Consider the following 21,036-nt stretch of genomic DNA (forward strand, 5'->3'; position numbering starts at 1 on the left):
GTGGCGCACCGGACCACACCCGCCGCCGTCCAGGCGGAAGGCATCGTCAAGCGCTTCGGTCCGACCGTGGCGCTCGACGGTGTCCGGCTGACCGTCGTGCCCGGCGAGTCGCACGCACTCGTCGGGCGCAACGGCGCGGGCAAGTCGACCCTCGTCAGCGTCCTCACCGGACTGCACAAGCCGGACGCGGGCACGGTGACCTTCAGCGGCGAGCCCGCCCCCGCCTTCGGGGACACCGCGGCCTGGCAGTCCAGGGTCGCCTGCGTCTACCAGAAGTCCATGGTGGTCCCCGATCTGACCGTCGCCGAGAACCTCTTTCTGAACCGTTTCGAGAAGGGCAGCCGTCTCATCAGCTGGCGGCGGCTGCGGCAGCGCGCCGAGGAACTGCTCGCCGGGTACGGGGTGAGTGTCGACCCCGGTGCCCGGGCGAAGGATCTCGCCGTCGAACAGCGGCAGTTCGTCGAAATCGCGCGCGCCCTGTCCTTCGGCGCACGCCTGATCATCCTTGACGAGCCCACCGCCCAGCTCGACGCCCGCGGCATCCAGCGGCTCTTCACCAAGCTGCGCGAGCTGCAGAGCGAGGGGGTGGCGTTCCTGTTCATCTCCCACCATCTGCAGGAGGTGTACGACCTGTGCACCGCCGTCACCGTCTACCGCGACGCCCGCCATGTCGTCACCGCGCCCGTCGCCGAACTCTCCAAGGACGAGCTGGTCGCCGCGATGACCGGGGAATCCACTCGCGGCCGCCCCTCGGCCTGGCACGCGCCCATCGGGCCGGCCCGCGACGCGAAGCCCGTACTGCGCACCGAAGGACTTGCGCTGGAGGGGGAGTTCGAGCCGCTCGACCTGGAGGTGCGTCCCGGCGAGGTGCTGGGTCTGGCCGGGGCCACGGCCAGCGGCAACACCGCACTCGGCGAGACCCTGGTCGGCATGCGCAGGGCGAGCGCGGGGCGGATCACCGTACGCGGCCGGGACGTGAAGCCCGGCAGCGTCCCGCACGCGCTCGACGCCGGCATCGGCTACATCCCCGAGGACCGCCACCGCCAGGGCCTGGTCGTGGACCGCAGCGTCGCCGAGAACGCGACCCTCACGGTCACCGACCAGCTGGGCCCCTGGGGGACCGTACTGCCGTCTCGTACCAGGGAATTCGCCCAGTCCATGATCTCGTCGCTCGACATCAAGACGCAGGGGCCCGAGCAGCCCGTCCGCTCTCTCTCCGGCGGCAATCAGCAGAAGGTCGTGGTCGCCCGCGCGCTGGCCCGGGGGCCGAGCGCGCTGGTGGCCCTGCGGCCCACCGCGGGAGTGGACGTGAAGTCCAAGGACTCGCTGCTCTCGGTCGTACGACGGGTGGCCGACGAGGGCAGCGCGGCCGTGATCGTCTCGGACGAGCTGGACGATCTGCGGGTCTGCGACCGGGTGCTCGCCCTCTTCCACGGGCGGGTCGTCGCGACGTTCGGGAGCGGGTGGACCGACCGGGAACTGGTCGCCGCCATGGAAGGTGTGGGGGAGCGGGAATGACCGGGACGATACGGCCCCTGACGGCCGACGAGACCACGAACGACAGCCCGCGCGGCAGGCTGCGGCTGATCCGGTGGAGCGACTTCTCGCTGGTGCCGGTGATCCTGGTGCTGATGGTGATCGGCTTCATCGTCTCGCCGGTCTTCCTCACCTCCAACAACCTGATCAGCGTGGTCCAGCAGTCCTCCGAACTGAGCCTGCTGGTGCTCGGGCAGGCGCTGATCATGATCTGCGGCCGGATGGACCTGTCGCTGGAGTCGACGATCGGCATCGCGCCGGTCATCGCGATGTGGCTGGTGCTGCCGAGTTCCGGGGGCCGGTTCGCCGGGCTAGAACTGCTGCCGGTCTGGATGGCGATACCAGTATGCCTGCTGGTCGGCATGGCGATCGGCGCGATCAACGGCTTTCTGATGCTGAAGCTGCGCGTGAACGGCTTCATCGCCACGCTCGGCATGCTGACCATGCTCCGCGGTCTCCATATCGGCATCACCGAGGGCAAGTCGATCACCGATGTCCCGGAGTCCTTCCGCTACCTCGGCAAGACGGACTGGCTCGGCGCGCCGGCCGCGGTGTGGATCTGTCTGGCGCTGTTCGCTCTCGGCGGCACGGCGCTGGCGTATCTGCGGCACGGACGGGCGCTGTACGCGATCGGCGGCAACCCGGAGGCGGCACGGGCCGCGGGTATCCGGGTGGACCGGATCACCTGGATCGTGCTGGCGATCGGTGGGCTGCTGGCGGAGTTCGCGGGCGTCCTCTACACGGGCCACTACGGTTCGGTGGCGGCGACGCAGGGGAACGGCTGGATCTTCCAGGTGTTCGCGGCGGCGGTGATCGGCGGCATCAGCCTGAAGGGCGGGCGGGGCACGCTGTTCGGTGCGCTGACCGGGGTGCTGACGCTCCAACTCGTTGTCAATGTGATGACGCTGGGTGGGGTGCCGGCGCTGTGGAACCAGTTCCTGAACGGAGCGATCATCATTGTGGCGCTGGTGATCTCGCGGTTCGCGAGCGGAGAGAAGCAGGACTAGAGCGAGGGCGGGTGGGGGTACAGGCCCGCCGCAGGCGCTACAGCGTGGACCTCAGCCACTGCTCGACGCTGGCGATATGCACCGTCGCCCACGACCGCGCCGCCTCCGCGTCCCGGTCCCGCAGTGCCGACAGGATCGCCCGGTGCTCGTGGAGCGTGCGGCTGACCGCGTCCTCCTGGGTCAGGCCGCGCCAGACCCGGGCCCGGGTCGTCGGCCCGGAGAGGCCGTCCAGTAGTGAGCAGAGCACGGAGTTGCCCGAGGACTGCACGATGCCGCGGTGGAACTCGAGGTCGGTGGCGACCAGCTCCTCCACCGAGGGCAGCGGGCCGAGCGCGTCCAACTGGGCGCTCAGCACATCCAGTTCGCCCTCGCTGATCCGGCTCGCGGCCATCGCGGTCGCGGCCGGCTCCAGAATGCGGCGCACGGCGAGGAACTCGAGCACCGTGTCGTCCCGGTGGAAGTCCACCACGAAGCTCAGGGCCTCGAGCAGCAACTGCGGGTCCAGGCTGGTGACATACGTGCCGTCGCCCTGCCGCACGTCGAGGATGCGGATCAGCGACAGCGCGCGCACCGCCTCGCGCAGAGAATTGCGGGACAGGCCCAGCTCCGCGGCGAGCTCGCTCTCCTTGGGGAGGCGGTCGCCGGGGCGCAGCGCACCCGAGACGATCATTCCCTTGATCTTCTCGATGGCCTCGTCGGTGACAGCCATGGGCGACCTCCAGACATCCGATGTATCGGCCCCCATTATGCGTCCCAGAGCGTGGTCGGTGCCTCCTTCCGTACGATTGGGGCGATCTCTTCGGAAAATCGCTGAAGCGTTTCGATCTGTTCCGCCCGCTCGAGCCCGAAACCGTCCACGGTGATCGACTGCAGACCGTGCCGGTACACCGCGTGGTAGCCGAGGATCTTGTCGATGATCTGCTGCGGAGAGCCGATCAGCTGGGGCCCGTCGCCGATGGCGTCCTCGATGGTGCGGAAAGGGGTGTTGTAGCCCGCCCTGCCCTCCAGATGCGGCTTGAAGGTCTGCCGCACCCGCGCCTCGTACACGCCCTTGTAGCGGGTAACCGCCTGCTCGGCGGTGTCCGCGACGAGCAGGCCGCCCGAGCCGGCGGCCACATGGGCGCGGGAGGGGTCGTGGCCGTACGCCGCGAAGCGCTCGCGGTAGTGGGCGATCAGCTTCGCGTACGCCTCACGCGGCTGGATCGCGTTGGCGGTGAAGAGCGGATCGCCGTGCTGTGCCGCCAACTCCGGGGAGTTGAGGCTGGTGGCCGAGCCGTGCCAGATCCGCGGCACACCGGCGTACGGGCGCGGTACCGTCGTCACGTGGCGCAGCGGCGGGCGGAACTCGCCCTCCCAGTCGACGCTCTCCTCGCCCCACAGCCTGCGCAGCAGCTCGTACTTCTCCTTCTGCAGATCCCATTGCCGTTCCTCGTCGAGGCCGAAGAGATCGAAGTGCCCGGCCTCCGCGCCCTTGCCCACGACCAGCTCGATCCGGCCGCGTGAGATCTGGTCGAGCGTCGCGTAGTCCTCGGCGACCCGCACCGGGTCGAGGATCGCCACGACCGTGACGCCGGTGAGGAGCTTGATCCCTGTCGTACGGGCGGCGAGCGCGCCCAGCACCACGCTGGGGCTGGAGGAGAGGAACGCGCCCGCGTGGCGCTCGCCGACGGCGTACGCGTCATACCCCAGCCGCTCGGCGGCTTCACCGACCGCAAGCACCTCCTCGAACCGGTCGGCGGCCGAAGGGAGTTCACCCGTCAGCGGATGAGGGGCGTGGCTGATGAGGGAGAGCACTTGAAACTTCATGCTTCAACTCTCTCCGCGGGACGTTGCCGGAGTATGGCAGCCGTATGGCATGAGTAAGGGGCGGTCGCCATGGCGACCGCCCCTTACAGAGTCCCCTTACAAGTGCGCTGCTGCTACGGCTTCTTGCCGAGCAGATCCTCGACCTTGCTGCGGATCTCGTCCGTCGCGAGACCCCGGATCGTCAGCGTCGTACGGCGACGCAGCACGTCGTCCGCCGTCTCGGCCCACTCGTGGTCGCGTGCGTACACGACCTGCGCCCAGATCTCGGGAGCGTCCGGGTGGATCCGCTCGCCCAGCGCCGGGTCGTCGTTGGCGAGCCGCGCGATGTCGAAGGAGAGCGAGCCGTAGTGCGTGGCCAGATGGCGTGCGGTGTCCGCGGCCATCCGCGGGCCCGGGGTGCCGCCGTCGACCAGCAGCCGGTGCGCGACCGCGTTCGGGTTGGAGATACCGGGCAGTGGGAGCTTCTTCGGCAGCCGCGAGATCGGCTCCATGTCCTCGGACAGCGGCTGCCCGGGCAGGGCGGCCAGCTTGTTCATCACCGTACGGCCGATGTGGCGGAAGGTCGTCCACTTGCCGCCGGCGACCGACAGCATGCCGGCGCTGCCCTCCGTGACGACCGTCTCGCGCTTGGCCTTGGAGGTGTCGCCGGGGCCGCCGGGCAGCACGCGCAGACCCGCGAAGGAGTACGTGATCAGATCGCGGGACAGCTGCTGGTCGCGGATGGAGAACGCGGCCTCGTCGAGGATCTGCGTGACGTCCTTGTCATTGACCGCGACATCCGCCGGGTCGCCCTCGTACTCCTCGTCGGTCGTGCCGAGCAGCAGCATGTCCTCCCAGGGGAGGGCGAAGGTGATGCGGTACTTGTCTATCGGGGTCGCCAGCGCGGCCTTCCACGGCGCGGTGCGCTTGAGCACCAGGTGCGCGCCCTTGGAGAGCCGGATGGAGGGAGCCGCGTTCGGGTCCTCCATCTTCCGCAGGTGGTCGACCCACGGGCCGGTGGCGTTGAGCACGAGACGCGCGCTGACACCGAACTCCGTGCCGTCCGTGCGGTCCTTGAGCTCCGCGCCCGTCACCCGGCCCTTGGTGAAGCGCAGCCCGGTGACCTCGGCGTGGTTGAGCACGGTGGCACCCGACTCGACGGCCGCACGCACCGTCATCAGCGCCATCCGGGCGTCGTTCATCTGGTCGTCGCCGTACACGGCAACGGCCTTCAGGTTCTCCGTACGCAGCTCCGGAACATCACGCTGCGCCTTGGCCGCGCTGATCACATGGCCGACGCCGTCGCCGAACGCGGAGAGCGCGGAGTAGGCGAAGACGCCCGCGCCGAGCTTGGCCGCGCCGTGCGGTCCGCCCTTGTAGACAGGCAGATAGAAGGTCAGTGGGTTGGCGAGGTGCGGTGCCACCTGACGGGAGACCGCACGCCGCTCGAAGTGGTTCTCCGCGACCAGCTTCACCGCGCCGGTCTGCAGATAGCGCAGACCGCCGTGGAGCAGCTTGGAGGAGGCGGAGGAGGTGGCGCCGGCGAAGTCGCCGGCGTCCACCAGAGCCACCCGCAGCCCGGACTGCGCCGCATGCCAGGCGGTGGAGATGCCCAGGATGCCGCCACCGATCACCAGGAGATCGTATGTCGCCTTGGAAAGCTGCTCCCGAGTTTCGGCGCGGCTCGGGTGGGAGCCGGAGGCCGGGTGCGTCCCCAGGGCGGGGACGCTCTGCAGGGTGGTCATCTCGATTTACTCCTCGTCCTCGATCCAGCCCATGGTCCGCTCGACGGCCTTGAGCCAGCTCTTGTACTCGCTGTCGCGCTTGTCGGCGTCCAGGCGAGGGGTCCATTCGGCGGCCCGGCGCCAGTTGGCGCGGAGCGCGTCGGTGTCCGGCCAGAAGCCGACGGCAAGGCCGGCGGCGTAGGCCGCGCCGAGGCAGGTCGTCTCGGCCACCATCGGGCGCACCACCGGTGCGTCCAGGAAGTCCGAGAGGGTCTGCATCAGCAGGTTGTTGGAGGTCATGCCGCCATCGACCTTGAGCGCGGTCAGCTCGACGCCGGAGTCCTTTGTCATGGCGTCGGTGATCTCTCGGGTCTGCCAGGCGGTGGCCTCGAGAACGGCGCGCGCGATATGCGCCTTGGTGACATAGCGGGTCAGACCGGCGATCACACCGCGGGCGTCGGAGCGCCAGTACGGGGCGAACAGGCCGGAGAAGGCCGGTACGAAGTAGGCCCCGCCGTTGTCCTCGACGCTCAGCGCGAGCGTCTCGATCTCGGCCGCGGTGCTGATCAGGCCCATCTGGTCGCGCATCCACTGCACCAGCGAGCCGGTGACGGCGATCGAGCCCTCGAGGGCGTACACCGGCTTCTGGTCGCCGATGCGGTAACCGACGGTGGTGATCAGGCCGTTGTAGCTGTTGATCGGCTCGTCGCCGGTGTTCATCAGCAGGAAGGTGCCGGTGCCGTACGTCGACTTGGCCTCGCCCTCGGCGAAACAGGTCTGGCCGAACAGGGCCGCCTGCTGGTCGCCGAGCGCGGAGGCGACCGGGACGCCGTCCAGGACGCCGCCCTTGGCGGCTCCGTACACCTCGGCGGAGGAACGGATCTCCGGCAGCACCTCGGCCGGTACCTCCATCGACTGGAGGATCTTGTCGTCCCACTCCATGGTGTGCAGGTTCATCAGCATGGTGCGGGAGGCGTTGGTGACGTCGGTGACGTGCACACCGCCGTCGACTCCGCCGGTCAGGTTCCAGATGACCCAGGAGTCCATGGTGCCGAAGAGGATGTCGCCGCGCTCGGCGCGCTCGCGCAGGCCCTCGACGTTGTCGAGCAGCCAGCGGACCTTGGGTCCGGCGAAGTACGAGGCGAGGGGAAGGCCCGTCTCGCGGCGGAAGCGGTCCTGGCCGACGTTGCGGCCGAGTTCCTTGCAGAGCGCGTCGGTGCGGGTGTCCTGCCAGACGAGCGCGTTGTGTACGGGCTCGCCGGTGTTCTTGTCCCACAGCACGGTGGTCTCGCGCTGGTTGGTGATGCCGATCGCCTTGACATCGGCGGAGGTGATGCCCGCCTTGTCGATGGCGCCTGCCACCACTTCCTGGACGTTGGTCCAGATCTCGGCGGCGTCGTGCTCCACCCAGCCCGGCTTCGGGAAGATCTGCTCGTGCTCCTTCTGGTCGACGGCGACGATCCGGCCGTCGGTGTCGAAGACGATGCAGCGGCTGGAGGTGGTGCCCTGGTCGATGGCGGCGATGAACGGGCCGGCGGTGTGTGCGTCGGTCACTTTTTGCTCCTGCTCAGGTCTAGGAGGGGGCTTAGGCGAACGCGATGTTGTAGATGCCCGCTGCGAGGGCTCCACCGATCAGCGGGCCGACGACGGGGATCCAGGCGTAGCCCCAGTCCGAACCGCCCTTGTTGGGCAGCGGCAGCAGGGCGTGCACGATGCGCGGGCCCAGGTCGCGGGCGGGGTTGATGGCGTAGCCGGTCGGGCCGCCGAGCGAGAGGCCGATGCCGACGACGGTGAAGGCGACGATCAGTGCGCCGATGACGCCCAGACCCTTGCCGCTGTCGTTGAGGCCCTGCGTCAGCACCGCGAGCACCAGCACCGTGGTGCCGAGTATCTCGGTGGCCAGGTTCTGCCACACCACACGCACCTCGGGGCCGGTGGAGAAGACACCGAGCACCGGTCCGGCCTTCGGCGCGGCCTGCTCACTGACCAGGCCTTCCTCGTGCGGCGGCGCGTCGATGATCTCCGGGTCCGTGAGGTGGGCCTGGAACTGCCCGTAGTACGCGATCCAGACCAGAGCGGCACCGAGCATCGCGCCGAGCAGCTGCCCGGCGAGGTAGACCGGAACGTTGCTCCAGTCCCCGTCCTTGATCGCTATGCCGACGGTGACCGCCGGGTTGAGGTGGGCTCCGGACAGTGTGCCCGTCATGTAGACCGCGATCATGACCGCGAAGCCCCACCCGAAGGTGATCGCCAGGAAACCGGCGTTCTGCGCCTTCGAGCGCTTGAGTACGACAGCGGCGACCACGCCACCGCCGAGCAGGATGAGAACGGCGGTACCAATGATCTCGCCGATGAAGATGTCGGAGCTGGACACCCGCGACTCCTTTGTCCTTCGTCCAGGGGAAGGCGAACCCCGGGTCACTCCGGTGGTTCGTGCCCTCAGGTGAGGGCGTTGCCGGCCCTTGGCATTGCGACACTCTAGCGCGTATTGCCGTTAGGTGTTCGACAATGCCGACCGATGCACGGAAGTTTTGCCCCCGGGTTAACAGCACGTCAAGGGTTGGGTGGCCGAAAACCGGATCGTTATCCGAAGATGTGCCAGGACGGTCAGAATCGCCCGGCGCCGAGGTCGCGCGAGACCGAGCGAGCGCAGTCCCGTACCGCCGCGACCAGCTCGGATCGCAGTTCTCCGGCGTTGCAGACCCGCTCCACCGCACCCGTTATGGCGACTGCTCCGACCGGCATCCGGCGCCGGTCGTGGATCGGGGCGGCCACCGAGGCCACGCCCTCCCAGGTCTCCTCCAGATCGGCTGCCCAGCCCCGCGCCCGGGTGTGGTCGAGCACCGACTCGAACTCCTCCACACCGGTCACGGTCCGCAGGGTGAAGGCTTTGCGCTCCACCTCCATGACCTCGGTGTGCGCCACCGGGTCGTACGCTGAGAGCACCTTGCCGAGGGCGGTGGAGTGCAGCGGCTGCATGGCCCCCACCTCCAGCACCTGGCGGCTGTCGTCGGGCCTGAAGACGTGGTGGACGATGAGCACGCCCTGCTGGTGCAGCACGCCGAGATGGACGCTCTCGCCGCTGGACCGCGCGAGGTCGTCCGTCCAGACCAGCGCGCGGGCGCGCAGCTCGTGGACGTCCAGATAGCTGTTGCCGAGCCTGAGCAGCTCGGCCCCCAGCTGGTAGCGGCCGGATGAAGGGTCCTGTTCGACGAAGCCCTCGGCCTGGAGCGTGCGCAGAATGCCGTGCGCGGTGCCCTTGGCAAGATCCAGCGAGGAGGCGATGTCCGACAGGCCCAGCCGGCGTTCCCCACCCGCGAGCAGTCGCAGCATCGCCGCTGCCCGCTCAAGTGACTGGATGTTCTTCGCCATCGCCTCGGCCCTTCTCCACTGCGGTTCGACAATGCTGAACACTATCGGTCGATGCCGACCTTGGTCACCGCGGCGCGAATCCTTCGTGGCCGAAAGTCATCAGTTACGGCGAGGACATGATGCCGTCCCGCCTCGTGGGACGGCCACGCCCCCGGACGACCGCCCGGTTACGCTGACTCCGTGCGCCTTCCACCGGAAGACGCAAAGCCGACAGCCGTCGCATCCCTGGGAGCACATCCATGGCCTCGTTGCCGACCCCCTCCGCTGACAGCCGGACCCGAATCGAAGCCCTCCGCGAGGCGCTCGCCACGCGCGTCGTCGTGGCCGACGGCGCGATGGGCACCATGCTGCAGGCACAGGACCCGACGCTCGAGGACTTCGAGAACCTCGAAGGCTGCAACGAAATCCTGAATGCGACCCGCCCCGACATCGTCCGATCCGTCCATTCGGCCTATTTCGAGGTCGGCGTGGACTGCGTCGAGACGAACACGTTCGGCGCGAACTTCGCCGCGCTGGGGGAGTACGACATTCCTGAGCGGGTGTACGAGCTCTCCGAGTCCGGGGCGCGGATCGCGCGTGAGGTCGCCGACGAGTTCACCGCGTCGACCGGGCAGCAGCGCTGGGTGCTGGGCTCGATGGGGCCCGGTACCAAGCTGCCGACCCTGGGCCACGCCCCGTACGTCACGCTGCGCGATGCCTATCAGCAGAACGCCGAGGGCATGATCGCGGGCGGTGCCGACGCACTCCTGGTGGAGACCACCCAGGACCTGCTGCAGACCAAGGCCTCGATCCTGGGCGCCCGCCGGGCGCTCGAGGCCACGGGCACCAACCTCCCCCTCATCTGCTCGGTGACGGTCGAGACGACCGGGACGATGCTGCTCGGCTCGGAGATCGGCGCGGCGCTGACCGCGCTGGAGCCGCTGGGCATCGACATGATCGGGCTGAACTGCGCGACCGGCCCGGCCGAGATGAGCGAGCACCTGCGCTACCTCGCCCGGCACTCCCGTATCCCGCTGTCCTGCATGCCGAACGCGGGCCTGCCGGTGCTCGGCAAGAACGGCGCACACTACCCCCTGTCCGCGGCCGAACTCGCCGACGCCCAGGAGACGTTCGTACGCGAATACGGTCTGTCGCTGGTCGGTGGCTGCTGCGGTACGACGCCGGAGCATCTGCGCCAGGTCGTCGAGCGCGTACGCGATCTGACTCCCACCGAGCGCGAGCCGCGTCCCGAGCCGGGCGCAGCATCGCTGTACCAGACCGTGCCGTTCCGCCAGGACACCGCCTACATGGCCATCGGCGAGCGGACGAACGCCAATGGATCGAAGAAGTTCCGTGAGGCCATGCTGGACGGCCGCTGGGACGACTGTGTGGAGATGGCCCGCGACCAGATCCGCGAGGGCGCGCACATGCTCGACCTGTGCGTCGACTATGTGGGGCGTGACGGCGTCGCCGACATGCAGGAGCTCGCCGGGCGTTTCGCCACCGCGTCGACTCTGCCGATCGTGCTGGACTCCACCGAAGTCGACGTCCTCCAGGCCGGGTTGGAGAAGCTCGGCGGCCGCGCGGTCATCAACTCCGTCAACTACGAGGACGGAGACGGCCCCGAGTCGCGGTTCGCCAAGGTCACCAAGCTCGCTGTCGAGCACGGAGCGGCGCTCATCGCGCTGACGATCGACGAGGAGGGCCAGGCCCGCACGGTCGAGAACAAGGTCGCCATCGCCGAGCGGATCATCGACGATCTGACCGGCAACTGGGGCGTGTTGGAGTCCGACATCCTTATCGACACGCTGACCTTCACGATCTGCACGGGCCAGGAGGAGTCCCGTAAGGACGGCATCGCTACCATCGAGGCCATCCGTGAGCTGAAGCGGCGCCGCCCCGATGTGCAGACCACGCTGGGCCTGTCGAACATCTCCTTCGGCCTGAACCCGGCGGCCCGCGTCGTGCTGAACTCCGTGTTCCTGGACGAGTGTGTGAAGGCCGGCCTGGATTCGGCGATCGTGCACGCGTCCAAGATCCTGCCCATCGCCCGGCTGGAGGAGGAGCAGGTCAAGGTCGCGCTGGATCTGATCCACGACCGGCGCAGCGAGGGCTACGACCCCCTGCAGAAGCTCATGGAGCTCTTCGAGGGCGTCAACATGAAGTCGATGAAGGCGGGCAAGGCCGAGGAACTCCTCGCCCTGCCGCTGGAGGAGCGCCTCAAGCGCCGCATCATCGACGGCGAGAAGAACGGCCTGGAGGCCGATCTCGACGAGGCGCTCCAGATCCGTCCCGCCCTCGAAATCGTCAACGAGACGCTGCTGGACGGTATGAAGGTCGTCGGTGAGCTGTTCGGTTCCGGCCAGATGCAGCTGCCGTTCGTGCTGCAGTCGGCCGAGGTGATGAAGAACGCGGTGGCCTATCTGGAGCCGCACATGGAGAAGTCGGACGCGGAGGGCAAGGGCACGATTGTGCTGGCCACGGTGCGTGGTGACGTCCATGACATCGGCAAGAACCTGGTCGACATCATTCTGTCCAACAACGGCTACAACGTGGTGAATCTGGGTATCAAGCAGCCGGTGTCGGCGATCCTGGAGGCGGCCGAGGAGCACCGGGCCGATGTGATCGGGATGTCGGGTCTGCTGGTGAAGTCCACGGTGATCATGAAGGAGAACCTGGAGGAGCTCAACCAGCGCAAGATGGCCGCCGACTACCCGGTGATCCTGGGCGGGGCTGCGCTGACCCGGGCGTATGTCGAGCAGGACCTGCACGAGATCTACGAGGGCGAGGTCCGCTACGCCCGCGACGCCTTCGAGGGCCTGCGCCTGATGGACGCCCTGATCGCCGTGAAGCGCGGCCTCCCCGGGGCCGTCCTGCCCGAACTCAAGCAGCGCCGGGTGGCCAAGCGTGACACCCCCGTCCTTGAAGTCACCGAGCCCGAGGGCGCGGCCCGTTCCGATGTGGCGATCGACAATCCGATTCCCGAGCCGCCGTTCTGGGGCACCCGGGTGATCAAGGGTATCCAGCTCAAGGAGTACGCGTCCTGGCTGGACGAGGGCGCGCTGTTCAAGGGCCAGTGGGGACTGAAGCAGGCCCGGGCCGGCGACGGGCCGACCTATGAGGAGCTGGTGGAGAGGGAGGGCCGGCCGCGGCTGCGCGGCTGGCTGGACCAGCTGCACACGCGCAATCTCCTGGAAGCCGCCGTGGTCTACGGCTACTTCCCCTGCGTGTCCAAGGGCGACGACCTGATCCTGCTCAACGAGGACGGCTCCGAGCGCACCCGCTTCTCCTTCCCCCGCCAGCGCCGTGGCCGTCGGCTCTGCCTCGCCGACTTCTTCCGCCCCGAAGAGTCCGGCGAGACCGATGTGGTGGGTCTGCAGATCGTCACGGTCGGCTCGAAGATCGGTGAAGCCACCGCCGAGCTCTTCGAGTCGGACTCGTACCGCGACTATCTCGAACTGCACGGGCTCTCCGTGCAGTTGGCGGAGGCGCTGGCCGAGTACTGGCACGCCCGGGTGCGCGCAGAGCTCGGCTTCGCGGGCGAGGACCCGGCCGATGTGGAAGACATGTTCGCGCTGAAGTACCGGGGCGCGCGGTTCTCGCTCGGTTACGGTGCGTGCCCGGACCTGGAGGATCGCGCCAAGATCGCGTCGCTCCTCGAACCGGAGCGGATCGGTGTCCAGCTGTCGGAGGAGTTCCAGCTCCACCCCGAGCAGTCCACCGACGCGATCGTCATCCACCACCCCGAAGCGAAGTACTTCAACGCACGATAGTCGGCCACGTCGTACACTGGTCGGTCCAGTGCAGGCCGGTCGCCTCCCCACCTGGGAAGGCGGCCGGCCTTCTCGTCCCTAGTGGAGGTGTGCCGGATGACCAGTACGGTCCCCGCGTCCATGACCCGTTCGGCCGAGGGCTCCGCCCTGCAGGCTGTCTTTCTCGACATGGACGGCACCCTCGTGGACACCGAAGGCTTCTGGTGGGACGCCGAGGTACAGGTCTTCGCCGATCTCGGCCATCAGCTCGACGAGGCCTGGCGAGATGTGGTGGTGGGCGGCCCCATGACCCGCAGTGCCGGCTATCTCATCGAGGCCACCGGCGCCGACATCACGCTCGCCGAGCTGACCGTGCTGCTCAATGAACGCTTCGAGGACCGCATCGGGCGCGATGTGCCGCTGATGCCGGGCGCCGCCAGGCTGCTCGCCGAGCTGGCCAAGCACAATGTGCCCACCGCACTGGTCTCTGCCTCCCACCGCCGCATCATCGACCGGGTCCTCGCCTCGCTCGGCCCCCAGTACTTCGCTCTCTCGGTGGCGGGCGACGAGGTGCCGCGTACGAAGCCGCACCCCGACCCCTATCTGCTGGCAGCCCGGGGCCTTGGCGCCGAACCGGCGAGATGTGCCGTCATCGAGGACACCGCGACCGGTGTCGCCGCCGCCGAGGCGGCGGGCTGCCGGGTCGTCGCCGTACCGTCCGTGGCGCCGATCGCGCCTGCCGACGGCCGAGTGATCGTACGGTCGCTCGAAGAAGTGGACCTTGGTTTTCTGCGTACCCTCATCACCGCGATGAACTGATGCGTTTACTGTCCGTGCATTCTCGGATGCGTCGGAAACTCTGGGCAGCCGAGCGTGTTTTTTCCGTGACATGAGCCAACGCTTTTCCGGATCCGGTCAAGGACGTTCAGGTAGTGATGTTCATCACTGAGGGTGCCCTTGGTTTGCCTGGTCCGGACTGTTCGATGTCCCTTTTGAGGGCTGTCGGTCGTTCCTTTGTGTCCGCCTTGATGGGGCACTGTACGAATAATTCCATGGCGTGACCATCTACTCGCCGACACAAGTGATCACTCAGCGCATACGCTCCAACTCTCGCCGCGTCCGGCGTTCCTGGCGTTGCCGACTAATCTCATCGCGAGAACTTCGTTGCTCAACGATCTGTCTCGGCGGCCACCCAGCCATTGGGAACACAGTGCCGATCGCTCTGTTTTCCCCGGTCCGACCGCACCGCTCCGAACGGGCGGCCGCGACGGAGGTCCCGAAGGCATCGCTGTAACCCAGTGCCCGATGAGGAGAACGTCCAGGATGAACCGTAAGACTTTGGTGCTGCCGGCCGTGGTCGGCCTGCTCGCGCCCGTGCTCGTCGCGTGCGGCGCGGCGGACGGCGGGCCCGGCGACGGAGCTTCCATTGTCGTGGGCACCACGGACCAGTTCGTCGCCACCGAAGACTCGCCCGCGCCCCTCGACCCGGCCTACGCGTACGACACCGGCGCCTGGAACGTGCTGCGGCAGACCCTCCAGACGCTGATGCACGCCCCGCTCGGCGGCGGTGACCCGGTGCCCGACGCGGCCCAGTCCTGCAGCTTCACCGACAAGGTGAGCGAGAGCTACCGCTGCAAGCTGCGCGACGGGCTGAAGTTCGCCGACGGCACTCCCGTGACCGCCGAGGACGTCAAGTTCTCCATCCAGCGGGTGCTGGACATCAACGCCGACAACGGCACGGCGGCACTGCTCTCGAACGTCGACACCATCGACACCAACGGCGACGAGGTGGTCTTCCACCTCGCCACGCCGGACGCGACCTTCCCGTACAAGCTCTCGACGCCGGCCGCCGGCATCGTCAGCAAGAAGAACTACGACGGCAACAAGCTGCGCGAGGGCTTCGAGGTCGACGGTTCGGGCCCGTACACCATGAAGACCGAACTCAAGGGTGACCAGATCACCCGGGTGGTCTTCAGCAAGAATCCCCACTACAAGGGTGACCTCAAGCTCCGCAACGACAAGGTCGAGCTGCGGTCCTTCGCCGACGCCGACTCCATGGGCAAGGCGCTCGAGTCCGGCGACATCGACATCATGACCCGTGCGATGTCGCCCGAGCAGATCAAGAGCATGTCCGAGAGCCCCAAGGAGGGCATCGAGCTCACCGAGATGCCGGGCCTCGAGATCCGTTACCTCGGCTTCAACACCAATGACCCGTCGGTGAAGAACAAGGCCGTACGGCAGGCCATGGCGGCGGTCGTCGACCGGGGTCACATCGCGGGCCAGGTGTACGGCTCCACTGCCGAGCCGCTCTACTCGCTCATCCCGACGAGCATCGCCGCGCACACCAACTCCTTCTACAACAAGTACGGCGAGCCGAGCCGCAAGAAGGCCGCGGAAATCCTGCGCGACGCCGACATCACCACGCCGGTGAAGCTGAAGCTCCACTACACGACCGATCACTACGGTGCCGGTACGGCAAAGGAGTTCGAGGCGCTCAAGGAGCAGCTGAACTCCACCAAGCTCTTCGACGTCAGCATCGAGGGCACCGAGTGGTCCAAGTTCCGTCCCGCCCAGAAGCGCGGCGACTACGCCGTCTACGGTCTCGGCTGGTTCCCCGACTTCCCGGACCCGGACAACTACATCGCCCCGTTCCTGGACAAGGGCAACTTCCTCAACACCCCGTACGTGAGCACGGTGGCCCGCAACCTCATCCCGCAGTCGCGGCGGGTCGCGGACCGCACCGCCGCGTCCGATGCCTTCACGCAGATTCAGCAGATCGTCGCCACCGACGTGCCGATACTGCCGCTGTGGCAGGGCAAGCAGTACGTCGCCGCCCGCACCGGTGTCACCGGCGTCGAGCGGTTGCTCAACTCCAGCTCGGACCTGCAGCTGTGGGAGCTGGGACGCGGCAGCGCGTAACCCGGGCAAGCTGAACACGAACGAGCGGCGGTGGGCATCAGCCCACCGCCGCTCCTTCGGGCCGGCGCTCCGAGCTACTGCGCGCCGGGGCGCACCAGACCGCTCTCATACGCATAGACCGCTGCCTGCACCCGGTCGCGCAGGCCCAGCTTCGTCAGCACATGGCCGACATGCGTCTTGACGGTCGTCTCGCTGACAAACAGATCCGCGGCGATCTCGGCGTTGGACAGCCCCCGCGCGACCAGCTTGAGCACCTCCACCTCGCGCTCGGTCAGCGTGTGCAGCGTGTCCGGCACCGGCTCCTCACCGGAGGGCAGATGGCCCGCGTACTTGTCGAGGAGCCTGCGGGTGATGCTCGGCGCCAGCATCGCCTCGCCCCCCGCGACCACCCGGATCGCCTGGATCAGCTCATCGGCGGGCGCGTCCTTCAGCAGGAAGCCGCTCGCGCCGGCCCGCAGCGCCTCCACCACATACTCGTCGAGGTCGAAGGTGGTCAGCACCAGCACCTTCGCCGGGCCGTCGCGCCCGGGGCCGGTGATCTGCCGGGTCGCCTCGACGCCGTCCATCCGGGGCATCCGGATGTCCATCAGCACCACGTCGGGCTGCAACGCCCGCACCTGGTCGAGTGCCTGGAGGCCGTCCCCGGCCTCGCCGACGACCGCGATGTCCTGCTCCGCCTCCAGGATCATCCGGAAGCCGGTGCGCAACAGCGGTTGGTCGTCGACCAGTAGGACGCGGATAGCCACAGGTACTCCTTTTTTAGACCGGGCCCATTCTGCCCTGACCATCCTCTTCCGACGCGCTCGGGGAGATGCTCAGCGGATATACCGGGGGAGTGCCGCCGAATTCCGGACAGACCGCCTGATGGTCGCACCAGCCGCACAGCTTCGTCGGCCGCGGCCGCCAGTCACCCGTCTCGGTGGCCAGCCTGATCGCGTCCCAGAGGGCCAGCAGCTTGCGCTCCATGCGCTCCAGATCCGCCGGGGCCGGGTCGTATGTCAGCACATCGCCGCTGCCCAGATAGACGAGCTGGAGCCGGCGCGGCACCACCTGCTTCAGGCGCCAGATCACCAGGGCGTAGAACTTCATCTGGAACAGCGCGCCCTCGCTGTACTCCGGGCGCGGGGCCTTGCCCGTCTTGTAGTCGACGATCCGGACCTCGCCGGTGGGCGCCACATCGACGCGGTCGATGACGCCGCGCAGCCGCAGCCCCGACTCCAGCTCCGTCTCGACGAACATCTCCCGCTCGGCGGGCTCGAGGCGGGTCGGGTCCTCCAGCGAGAACCACCGCTCCACCAGCTGCTCCGCCTCGCCCAGCCAGCGCGTCAACCGCTCGCCCTCGGCGTCCTCGGCGAACAGCTCGCCCAGCTCCGGTTTTGTCTCCAGCAGCCGGTCCCACTGGCCCGGGATCAGCGCCTTGGCACGCGGAGCCGTCCGCTCCGCCGCCGGGGCGTCGAAGAGCCGCTCCAGCACCGCATGCACCAGCGTGCCGCGGGTAGCCGCCTCACTGGGCTTCTCGGGCAGCTTGTCGATCACCCGGAACCGGTACAGCAGGGGGCACTGCATGAAGTCGCTCGCTCGCGACGGCGAGAGCGAACTGGGCTGCTGACTCGTACTCATGGCACAGACCCTACGGCCCGCCACTGACAGCGAGCGGAATACCATCGACGTCAGACCGTGCGCACTGCAGGATCGAGCGAGCGGCGCAATCGCAACGAAAGGATCCCGTGAACGAGGACGACACGAGCGGTGAGCGCGAGCGACCGCGGTCCACTGCGGGAGGAGCGAGCCCCGACGGCGGCAAACCGCGACGCTCCGACGGCCCCGGCGGCGGCATTCTGATGGGTCGTCCCTTCGGCGTGCCCGTCTATGTCGCCCCCAGCTGGTTCATCGTCGCGGCCCTCATCACCTGGGTCTTCGGGGGTCAGCTCGACCGGGTGCTGCCCGAGCTCGGCGGCGTGCGCTATCTCGTCTCCCTCTTCTTCGCGGTCGCCTTCTACGCCTCCGTACTCGTCCACGAACTGGCCCACACCGTCGCCGCGCTGCGCTTCAAACTGCCGGTGCGGCGCATCCAGCTCCAGTTCTTCGGCGGGGTCTCGGAGATCGAGAAGGAGTCCGAGACGCCGGGCCGCGAGTTCGTCCTGGCCTTCGTCGGGCCGCTGCTCTCACTCGTCCTCGCGGGCGTCTTCTATCTGGGCATGCAGGCGGTCAAGCCCGGCACGGTTCCCGGCGTGCTGCTCGCCGGGCTGATGATCTCCAACCTGATCGTCGCCGCGTTCAACCTGCTGCCCGGGCTGCCGCTGGACGGCGGCCGGATGCTGCGCGCCGTCGTCTGGAAGATCACCGGCAAGCCGATGAGCGGCACGGTCGCCGCGGCCTGGGTGGGCCGGGCGCTGGCCGTCGCCGTTCTGATCGGCCTGCCGCTGCTCACCCACACCGGCGCGCTCGGCAATGCCACCGAGGACATCGGAGGCATGGAGACGGTCACGGACGCGCTGCTCGCCGCGATCCTCGCCGCGATCATCTGGACCGGCGCGGGCAACAGCCTGCGCATGGCACGGCTGCGCGAACACCTCCCCGAACTGGAGGCCCGTACGCTCACCAGGCGCGCTGTCCCCGTCGAGTCCGACACCCCGCTCTCGGAGGCCCTGCGCCGGGCGAACGAGGCCGGAGCCCGTGCGCTGGTCGTCGTCGACGGGCATGGCGACCCGAAGGCTCTCGTCCGCGAGACGGCCATCGTCGGCGTCCCGGAACACCGTCGGCCGTGGGTCGCGGTGAGCGGTCTGGCTCAGGAGCTCACCGAGGGGATGAGGGTCTCCGCGGAGCTGGCGGGCGAGGCGCTTCTGGACAAGCTGAGGGCGTCGCCGGCGACGGAGTACCTGGTGGTGGAGGAGACGGGCGAGATCTACGGCGTGCTGTCCACGGCGGACGTGGAGCGCGCCTTCGTGGCCGCGATGGCCCGGCCGACTCCTTCTTAGGGCTCGGTTCTCCTCCGGGGCGCTTTAGCGTCTGTCGACGGTCGACCGTGCTCAGCCACTCGTTCCTCGCGGCCTCCGCGCGCTCTCCCTTTCGACACCCGCGCGCCCCTTCGGCTCACTCGCCGTCGAGGTGATCGCGCAGGGAGGGCTCGGGTCGGGCCAGGCCCACGGGCGGCGAGGGCTCGGCTCACTCGTCGGGCGGCCGGGGCAGGGCGCCGAGGTTCGGGGACAGCGGCCGGGCTCACCAGCCGCGGGGGCGGGGCCGTCCGGCAGGCTTCGCGTGGTCACCGGGGCCCGGTCGGGGCCGGTAGGCTGGTCACATGTCCGAACCGACCGGTGCCGCCCGCCGACGCGGGCCCTTCAAGGTCGGGGACCAGGTCCAGCTCACCGACCCCAAGGGACGCCACTACACGTTCACGCTCGAGGCCGGGAAGAATTTCCACACCCACAAGGGTTCCTTCCCGCACGACGAGCTGATCGGCGCTCCCGAGGGCAGTGTTGTCCGTACCACGGGAAACGTCGCCTACCTCGCGCTGCGCCCCCTGCTCCCCGACTATGTCCTGTCCATGCCCCGCGGCGCCGCCGTGGTTTACCCCAAGGACGCGGGGCAGATCCTGGCCTTCGCCGACATCTTCGCCGGCGCGCGCGTCGTCGAGGCGGGGGTGGGCTCCGGCTCGCTCAGCGCCTTCCTGCTGCGCGCCATCGGCGACCACGGCATGCTGCACTCCTACGAGCGCCGCGAGGACTTCGCCGAGATCGCCCAGCAGAACGTGGAGCGCTACTTCGGCGGCCCGCACCCCGCCTGGCAGCTCACCGTCGGCGACCTCCAGGACAATCTGACCGACGCGGACGTCGACCGCGTGATCCTGGACATGCTCGCCCCGTGGGAGTGCCTGGAGGCCGTCTCCAAGGCTCTCGTCCCCGGCGGCATCCTCTGCTGCTACGTGGCGACCACCACCCAGCTCGCGCGCACCGTCGAGTCCATCCGCGAGATCGGCTGCTTCGCCGAGCCGCAGCCGTGGGAGTCGATGATCCGAAACTGGCACGTCGAGGGACTTGCCGTCCGCCCGGATCACCGGATGATCGGCCACACCGGATTCCTCGTCACCGCTCGTCGCCTCGCCGACGGAGTCGAGCCCCCGATGCGCCGCCGCCGTCCCGCCAAGGGCGCGTACGGCGAGGACTACGAAGGCCCCAACAAAGGCTGACGTTCCGGACAAGGGCTGACACTTACCCAACGCACCGAAGCCGCCGCCGAGTTCCCTCGACACAAAGGGAACTCGGCGGCGGCATCCTTTTGTTGACCGCTTCTTGAAGCACACAGTCGGACCCTGCTGTTCCGCTCCTGCTGTGACGTATGGCACGATGCGAGGCACCCCCACCGGCACCGCCTTCACAGGAGACTTCCCGCGTGCAGACCTCGGCCGTCCCGGACCTTGCGCACACCCACGCCCGACCGGTGCACTGGCTCGCCACGGCCACGGCGATGGCCGGAGTCATCGCGGCTGCCGGACTGCTGCAGCCCAAGTCCGCGACCGCATCCCAGGCCGGCCCGCCGCAGACGGAGACCGCCGCGGCCCCCGCGCCCGACCCGGCAGCAGTTGTGCTCCCGCTGCAGTGCGGCGGCGTGAAGAGCGTGGTGACGAAGCAGGGCTCAGGCGATCTCGACGGCGACGGCGGCCTCGAGACGGTGGCCGTGGCCCGCTGCGACGCCGGCTCCGGCACCCCGCCGAGCGGTATTTACGTACTGACCGGGGGCAGGGAGACGCCCCCACGTGTCGTTGCGACGCTGGTGGAGCCCGCGCAGAAGCTGAGCGTCAAGGAGTTCGCTGTACGCGACGGAGCGATTACGGCCACCCTGCTCGGCTACTCGTCGCCGGACGTGCCGAGCTGCTGTCCCGATGAACTGGAGAACGTCAAGTGGCAGTGGCGGGGCGGGAAGTTCGTCCGCACCGCCCAGCCGGAAGCACTCGGTAATTAAGGC

At 68.6% G+C, this 21,036-nt stretch carries 16 protein-coding genes; 8 read left to right on the top strand and 8 right to left on the bottom strand.

Translation table 11 applies throughout. The annotated features are described in order from the left end of the window. The gene (locus ACQEVG_RS11575; protein ID WP_432980962.1) at nucleotides 1-1,518 is read left to right on the top strand and encodes a sugar ABC transporter ATP-binding protein; all 1,518 of its coding nucleotides are present in this window, start codon (nucleotides 1-3) and stop codon (nucleotides 1,516-1,518) included. Further along, a complete protein-coding gene (locus ACQEVG_RS11580) occupies nucleotides 1,515-2,543 on the top strand; it encodes an ABC transporter permease (protein ID WP_432980965.1) in 1,029 nt (342 codons plus the stop codon). Before ACQEVG_RS11575 ends, ACQEVG_RS11580 begins: the two co-directional genes overlap by 4 nt. A gap of 37 nt (nucleotides 2,544-2,580) precedes the next feature. Here ACQEVG_RS11580 and ACQEVG_RS11585 read toward each other — a convergent pair whose 3' ends face one another. The 6 genes from ACQEVG_RS11585 to ACQEVG_RS11610 all read right to left on the bottom strand — a co-directional run bounded on the left by ACQEVG_RS11585 (nucleotide 2,581) and on the right by ACQEVG_RS11610 (nucleotide 9,424). Further along, the gene (locus ACQEVG_RS11585) at nucleotides 2,581-3,252 is read right to left on the bottom strand and encodes a FadR/GntR family transcriptional regulator (RefSeq protein ID WP_432980968.1); all 672 of its coding nucleotides are present in this window, start codon (nucleotides 3,250-3,252) and stop codon (nucleotides 2,581-2,583) included. Between the two features lie 35 nt (nucleotides 3,253-3,287). Beyond that, on the bottom strand, nucleotides 3,288-4,349 hold the full coding sequence (locus tag ACQEVG_RS11590) for an LLM class flavin-dependent oxidoreductase (RefSeq protein ID WP_432980971.1): 1,062 nt from the start codon (nucleotides 4,347-4,349) through the stop codon (nucleotides 3,288-3,290). A gap of 113 nt (nucleotides 4,350-4,462) precedes the next feature. Continuing rightward, entirely contained in the window at nucleotides 4,463-6,073 is a 1,611-nt protein-coding gene (locus ACQEVG_RS11595; protein WP_432980974.1) for an FAD-dependent oxidoreductase, read from the bottom strand. A 6-nt stretch (nucleotides 6,074-6,079) separates the two neighbouring features. Further along, nucleotides 6,080-7,606: a glycerol kinase GlpK gene (glpK, locus tag ACQEVG_RS11600; protein ID WP_432980977.1), complete on the bottom strand. Its 1,527-nt coding sequence runs from the start codon at nucleotides 7,604-7,606 to the stop codon at nucleotides 6,080-6,082. A 31-nt stretch (nucleotides 7,607-7,637) separates the two neighbouring features. Next, the gene (locus ACQEVG_RS11605; RefSeq protein ID WP_432980980.1) at nucleotides 7,638-8,426 is read right to left on the bottom strand and encodes an MIP/aquaporin family protein; all 789 of its coding nucleotides are present in this window, start codon (nucleotides 8,424-8,426) and stop codon (nucleotides 7,638-7,640) included. A gap of 233 nt (nucleotides 8,427-8,659) precedes the next feature. Then, entirely contained in the window at nucleotides 8,660-9,424 is a 765-nt protein-coding gene (locus ACQEVG_RS11610; protein WP_432980983.1) for an IclR family transcriptional regulator, read from the bottom strand. 239 nt (nucleotides 9,425-9,663) lie between these two features. On the opposite strand from ACQEVG_RS11610, the gene metH reads away from it, so the two are divergent. From metH to ACQEVG_RS11625, 3 genes are all read left to right on the top strand, one after another. Beyond that, nucleotides 9,664-13,176, top strand: coding sequence for a methionine synthase (metH, locus tag ACQEVG_RS11615; RefSeq protein ID WP_432980986.1), 3,513 nt, complete (start codon nucleotides 9,664-9,666; stop codon nucleotides 13,174-13,176). A gap of 96 nt (nucleotides 13,177-13,272) precedes the next feature. Beyond that, nucleotides 13,273-13,974, top strand: coding sequence for an HAD family hydrolase (locus tag ACQEVG_RS11620; RefSeq protein ID WP_432980989.1), 702 nt, complete (start codon nucleotides 13,273-13,275; stop codon nucleotides 13,972-13,974). Between the two features lie 504 nt (nucleotides 13,975-14,478). Continuing rightward, nucleotides 14,479-16,074: an ABC transporter substrate-binding protein gene (locus tag ACQEVG_RS11625; RefSeq protein WP_432980992.1), complete on the top strand. Its 1,596-nt coding sequence runs from the start codon at nucleotides 14,479-14,481 to the stop codon at nucleotides 16,072-16,074. A 74-nt stretch (nucleotides 16,075-16,148) separates the two neighbouring features. On the opposite strand, the gene ACQEVG_RS11630 is transcribed toward ACQEVG_RS11625, so the two are convergent. Then, nucleotides 16,149-16,820, bottom strand: a complete 672-nt coding sequence (locus ACQEVG_RS11630; RefSeq protein WP_432980995.1) for a response regulator — start codon at nucleotides 16,818-16,820, stop codon at nucleotides 16,149-16,151. A 13-nt stretch (nucleotides 16,821-16,833) separates the two neighbouring features. Beyond that, nucleotides 16,834-17,694 (bottom strand): RecB family exonuclease, encoded by an 861-nt coding sequence (locus ACQEVG_RS11635; protein WP_432980998.1) that lies wholly within the window; start codon nucleotides 17,692-17,694, stop codon nucleotides 16,834-16,836. 107 nt (nucleotides 17,695-17,801) lie between these two features. On the opposite strand from ACQEVG_RS11635, the gene ACQEVG_RS11640 reads away from it, so the two are divergent. The 3 genes from ACQEVG_RS11640 (at nucleotide 17,802) to ACQEVG_RS11650 (ending at nucleotide 21,033) form a co-directional block, all read left to right on the top strand. Next, entirely contained in the window at nucleotides 17,802-19,052 is a 1,251-nt protein-coding gene (locus ACQEVG_RS11640) for a site-2 protease family protein (RefSeq protein ID WP_432981001.1), read from the top strand. A gap of 320 nt (nucleotides 19,053-19,372) precedes the next feature. Continuing rightward, the gene (locus ACQEVG_RS11645; RefSeq protein WP_142216178.1) at nucleotides 19,373-20,260 is read left to right on the top strand and encodes a tRNA (adenine-N1)-methyltransferase; all 888 of its coding nucleotides are present in this window, start codon (nucleotides 19,373-19,375) and stop codon (nucleotides 20,258-20,260) included. A gap of 203 nt (nucleotides 20,261-20,463) precedes the next feature. Further along, complete coding sequence (locus ACQEVG_RS11650) at nucleotides 20,464-21,033, top strand: hypothetical protein (protein WP_432981005.1); 570 nt, start codon at nucleotides 20,464-20,466, stop codon at nucleotides 21,031-21,033. Nucleotides 21,034-21,036 lie beyond the last annotated feature (3 nt).

The sequence above is a fragment of the Streptomyces sp. CA-135486 genome, assembly GCF_050936555.1.
Taxonomy (GTDB): domain Bacteria; phylum Actinomycetota; class Actinomycetes; order Streptomycetales; family Streptomycetaceae; genus Streptomyces.

Excerpts from the sequence above, each read along its gene's own strand:
- ACQEVG_RS11585 (WP_432980968.1), bottom strand. The coding sequence starts at position 3,252 with ATGGCTGTCACCGACGAGGCCATCGAGAAGATCAAGGGAATGATCGTC.
- ACQEVG_RS11610 (WP_432980983.1), bottom strand. The coding sequence starts at position 9,424 with ATGGCGAAGAACATCCAGTCACTTGAGCGGGCAGCGGCGATGCTGCGA.
- ACQEVG_RS11595 (WP_432980974.1), bottom strand. The coding sequence starts at position 6,073 with ATGACCACCCTGCAGAGCGTCCCCGCCCTGGGGACGCACCCGGCCTCC.
- ACQEVG_RS11645 (WP_142216178.1), top strand. The coding sequence starts at position 19,373 with ATGTCCGAACCGACCGGTGCCGCCCGCCGACGCGGGCCCTTCAAGGTC.
- ACQEVG_RS11620 (WP_432980989.1), top strand. The coding sequence starts at position 13,273 with ATGACCAGTACGGTCCCCGCGTCCATGACCCGTTCGGCCGAGGGCTCC.
- metH (WP_432980986.1), top strand. The coding sequence starts at position 9,664 with ATGGCCTCGTTGCCGACCCCCTCCGCTGACAGCCGGACCCGAATCGAA.
- ACQEVG_RS11580 (WP_432980965.1), top strand. The coding sequence starts at position 1,515 with ATGACCGGGACGATACGGCCCCTGACGGCCGACGAGACCACGAACGAC.
- ACQEVG_RS11590 (WP_432980971.1), bottom strand. The coding sequence starts at position 4,349 with ATGAAGTTTCAAGTGCTCTCCCTCATCAGCCACGCCCCTCATCCGCTG.
- ACQEVG_RS11625 (WP_432980992.1), top strand. The coding sequence starts at position 14,479 with ATGAACCGTAAGACTTTGGTGCTGCCGGCCGTGGTCGGCCTGCTCGCG.
- ACQEVG_RS11635 (WP_432980998.1), bottom strand. The coding sequence starts at position 17,694 with ATGAGTACGAGTCAGCAGCCCAGTTCGCTCTCGCCGTCGCGAGCGAGC.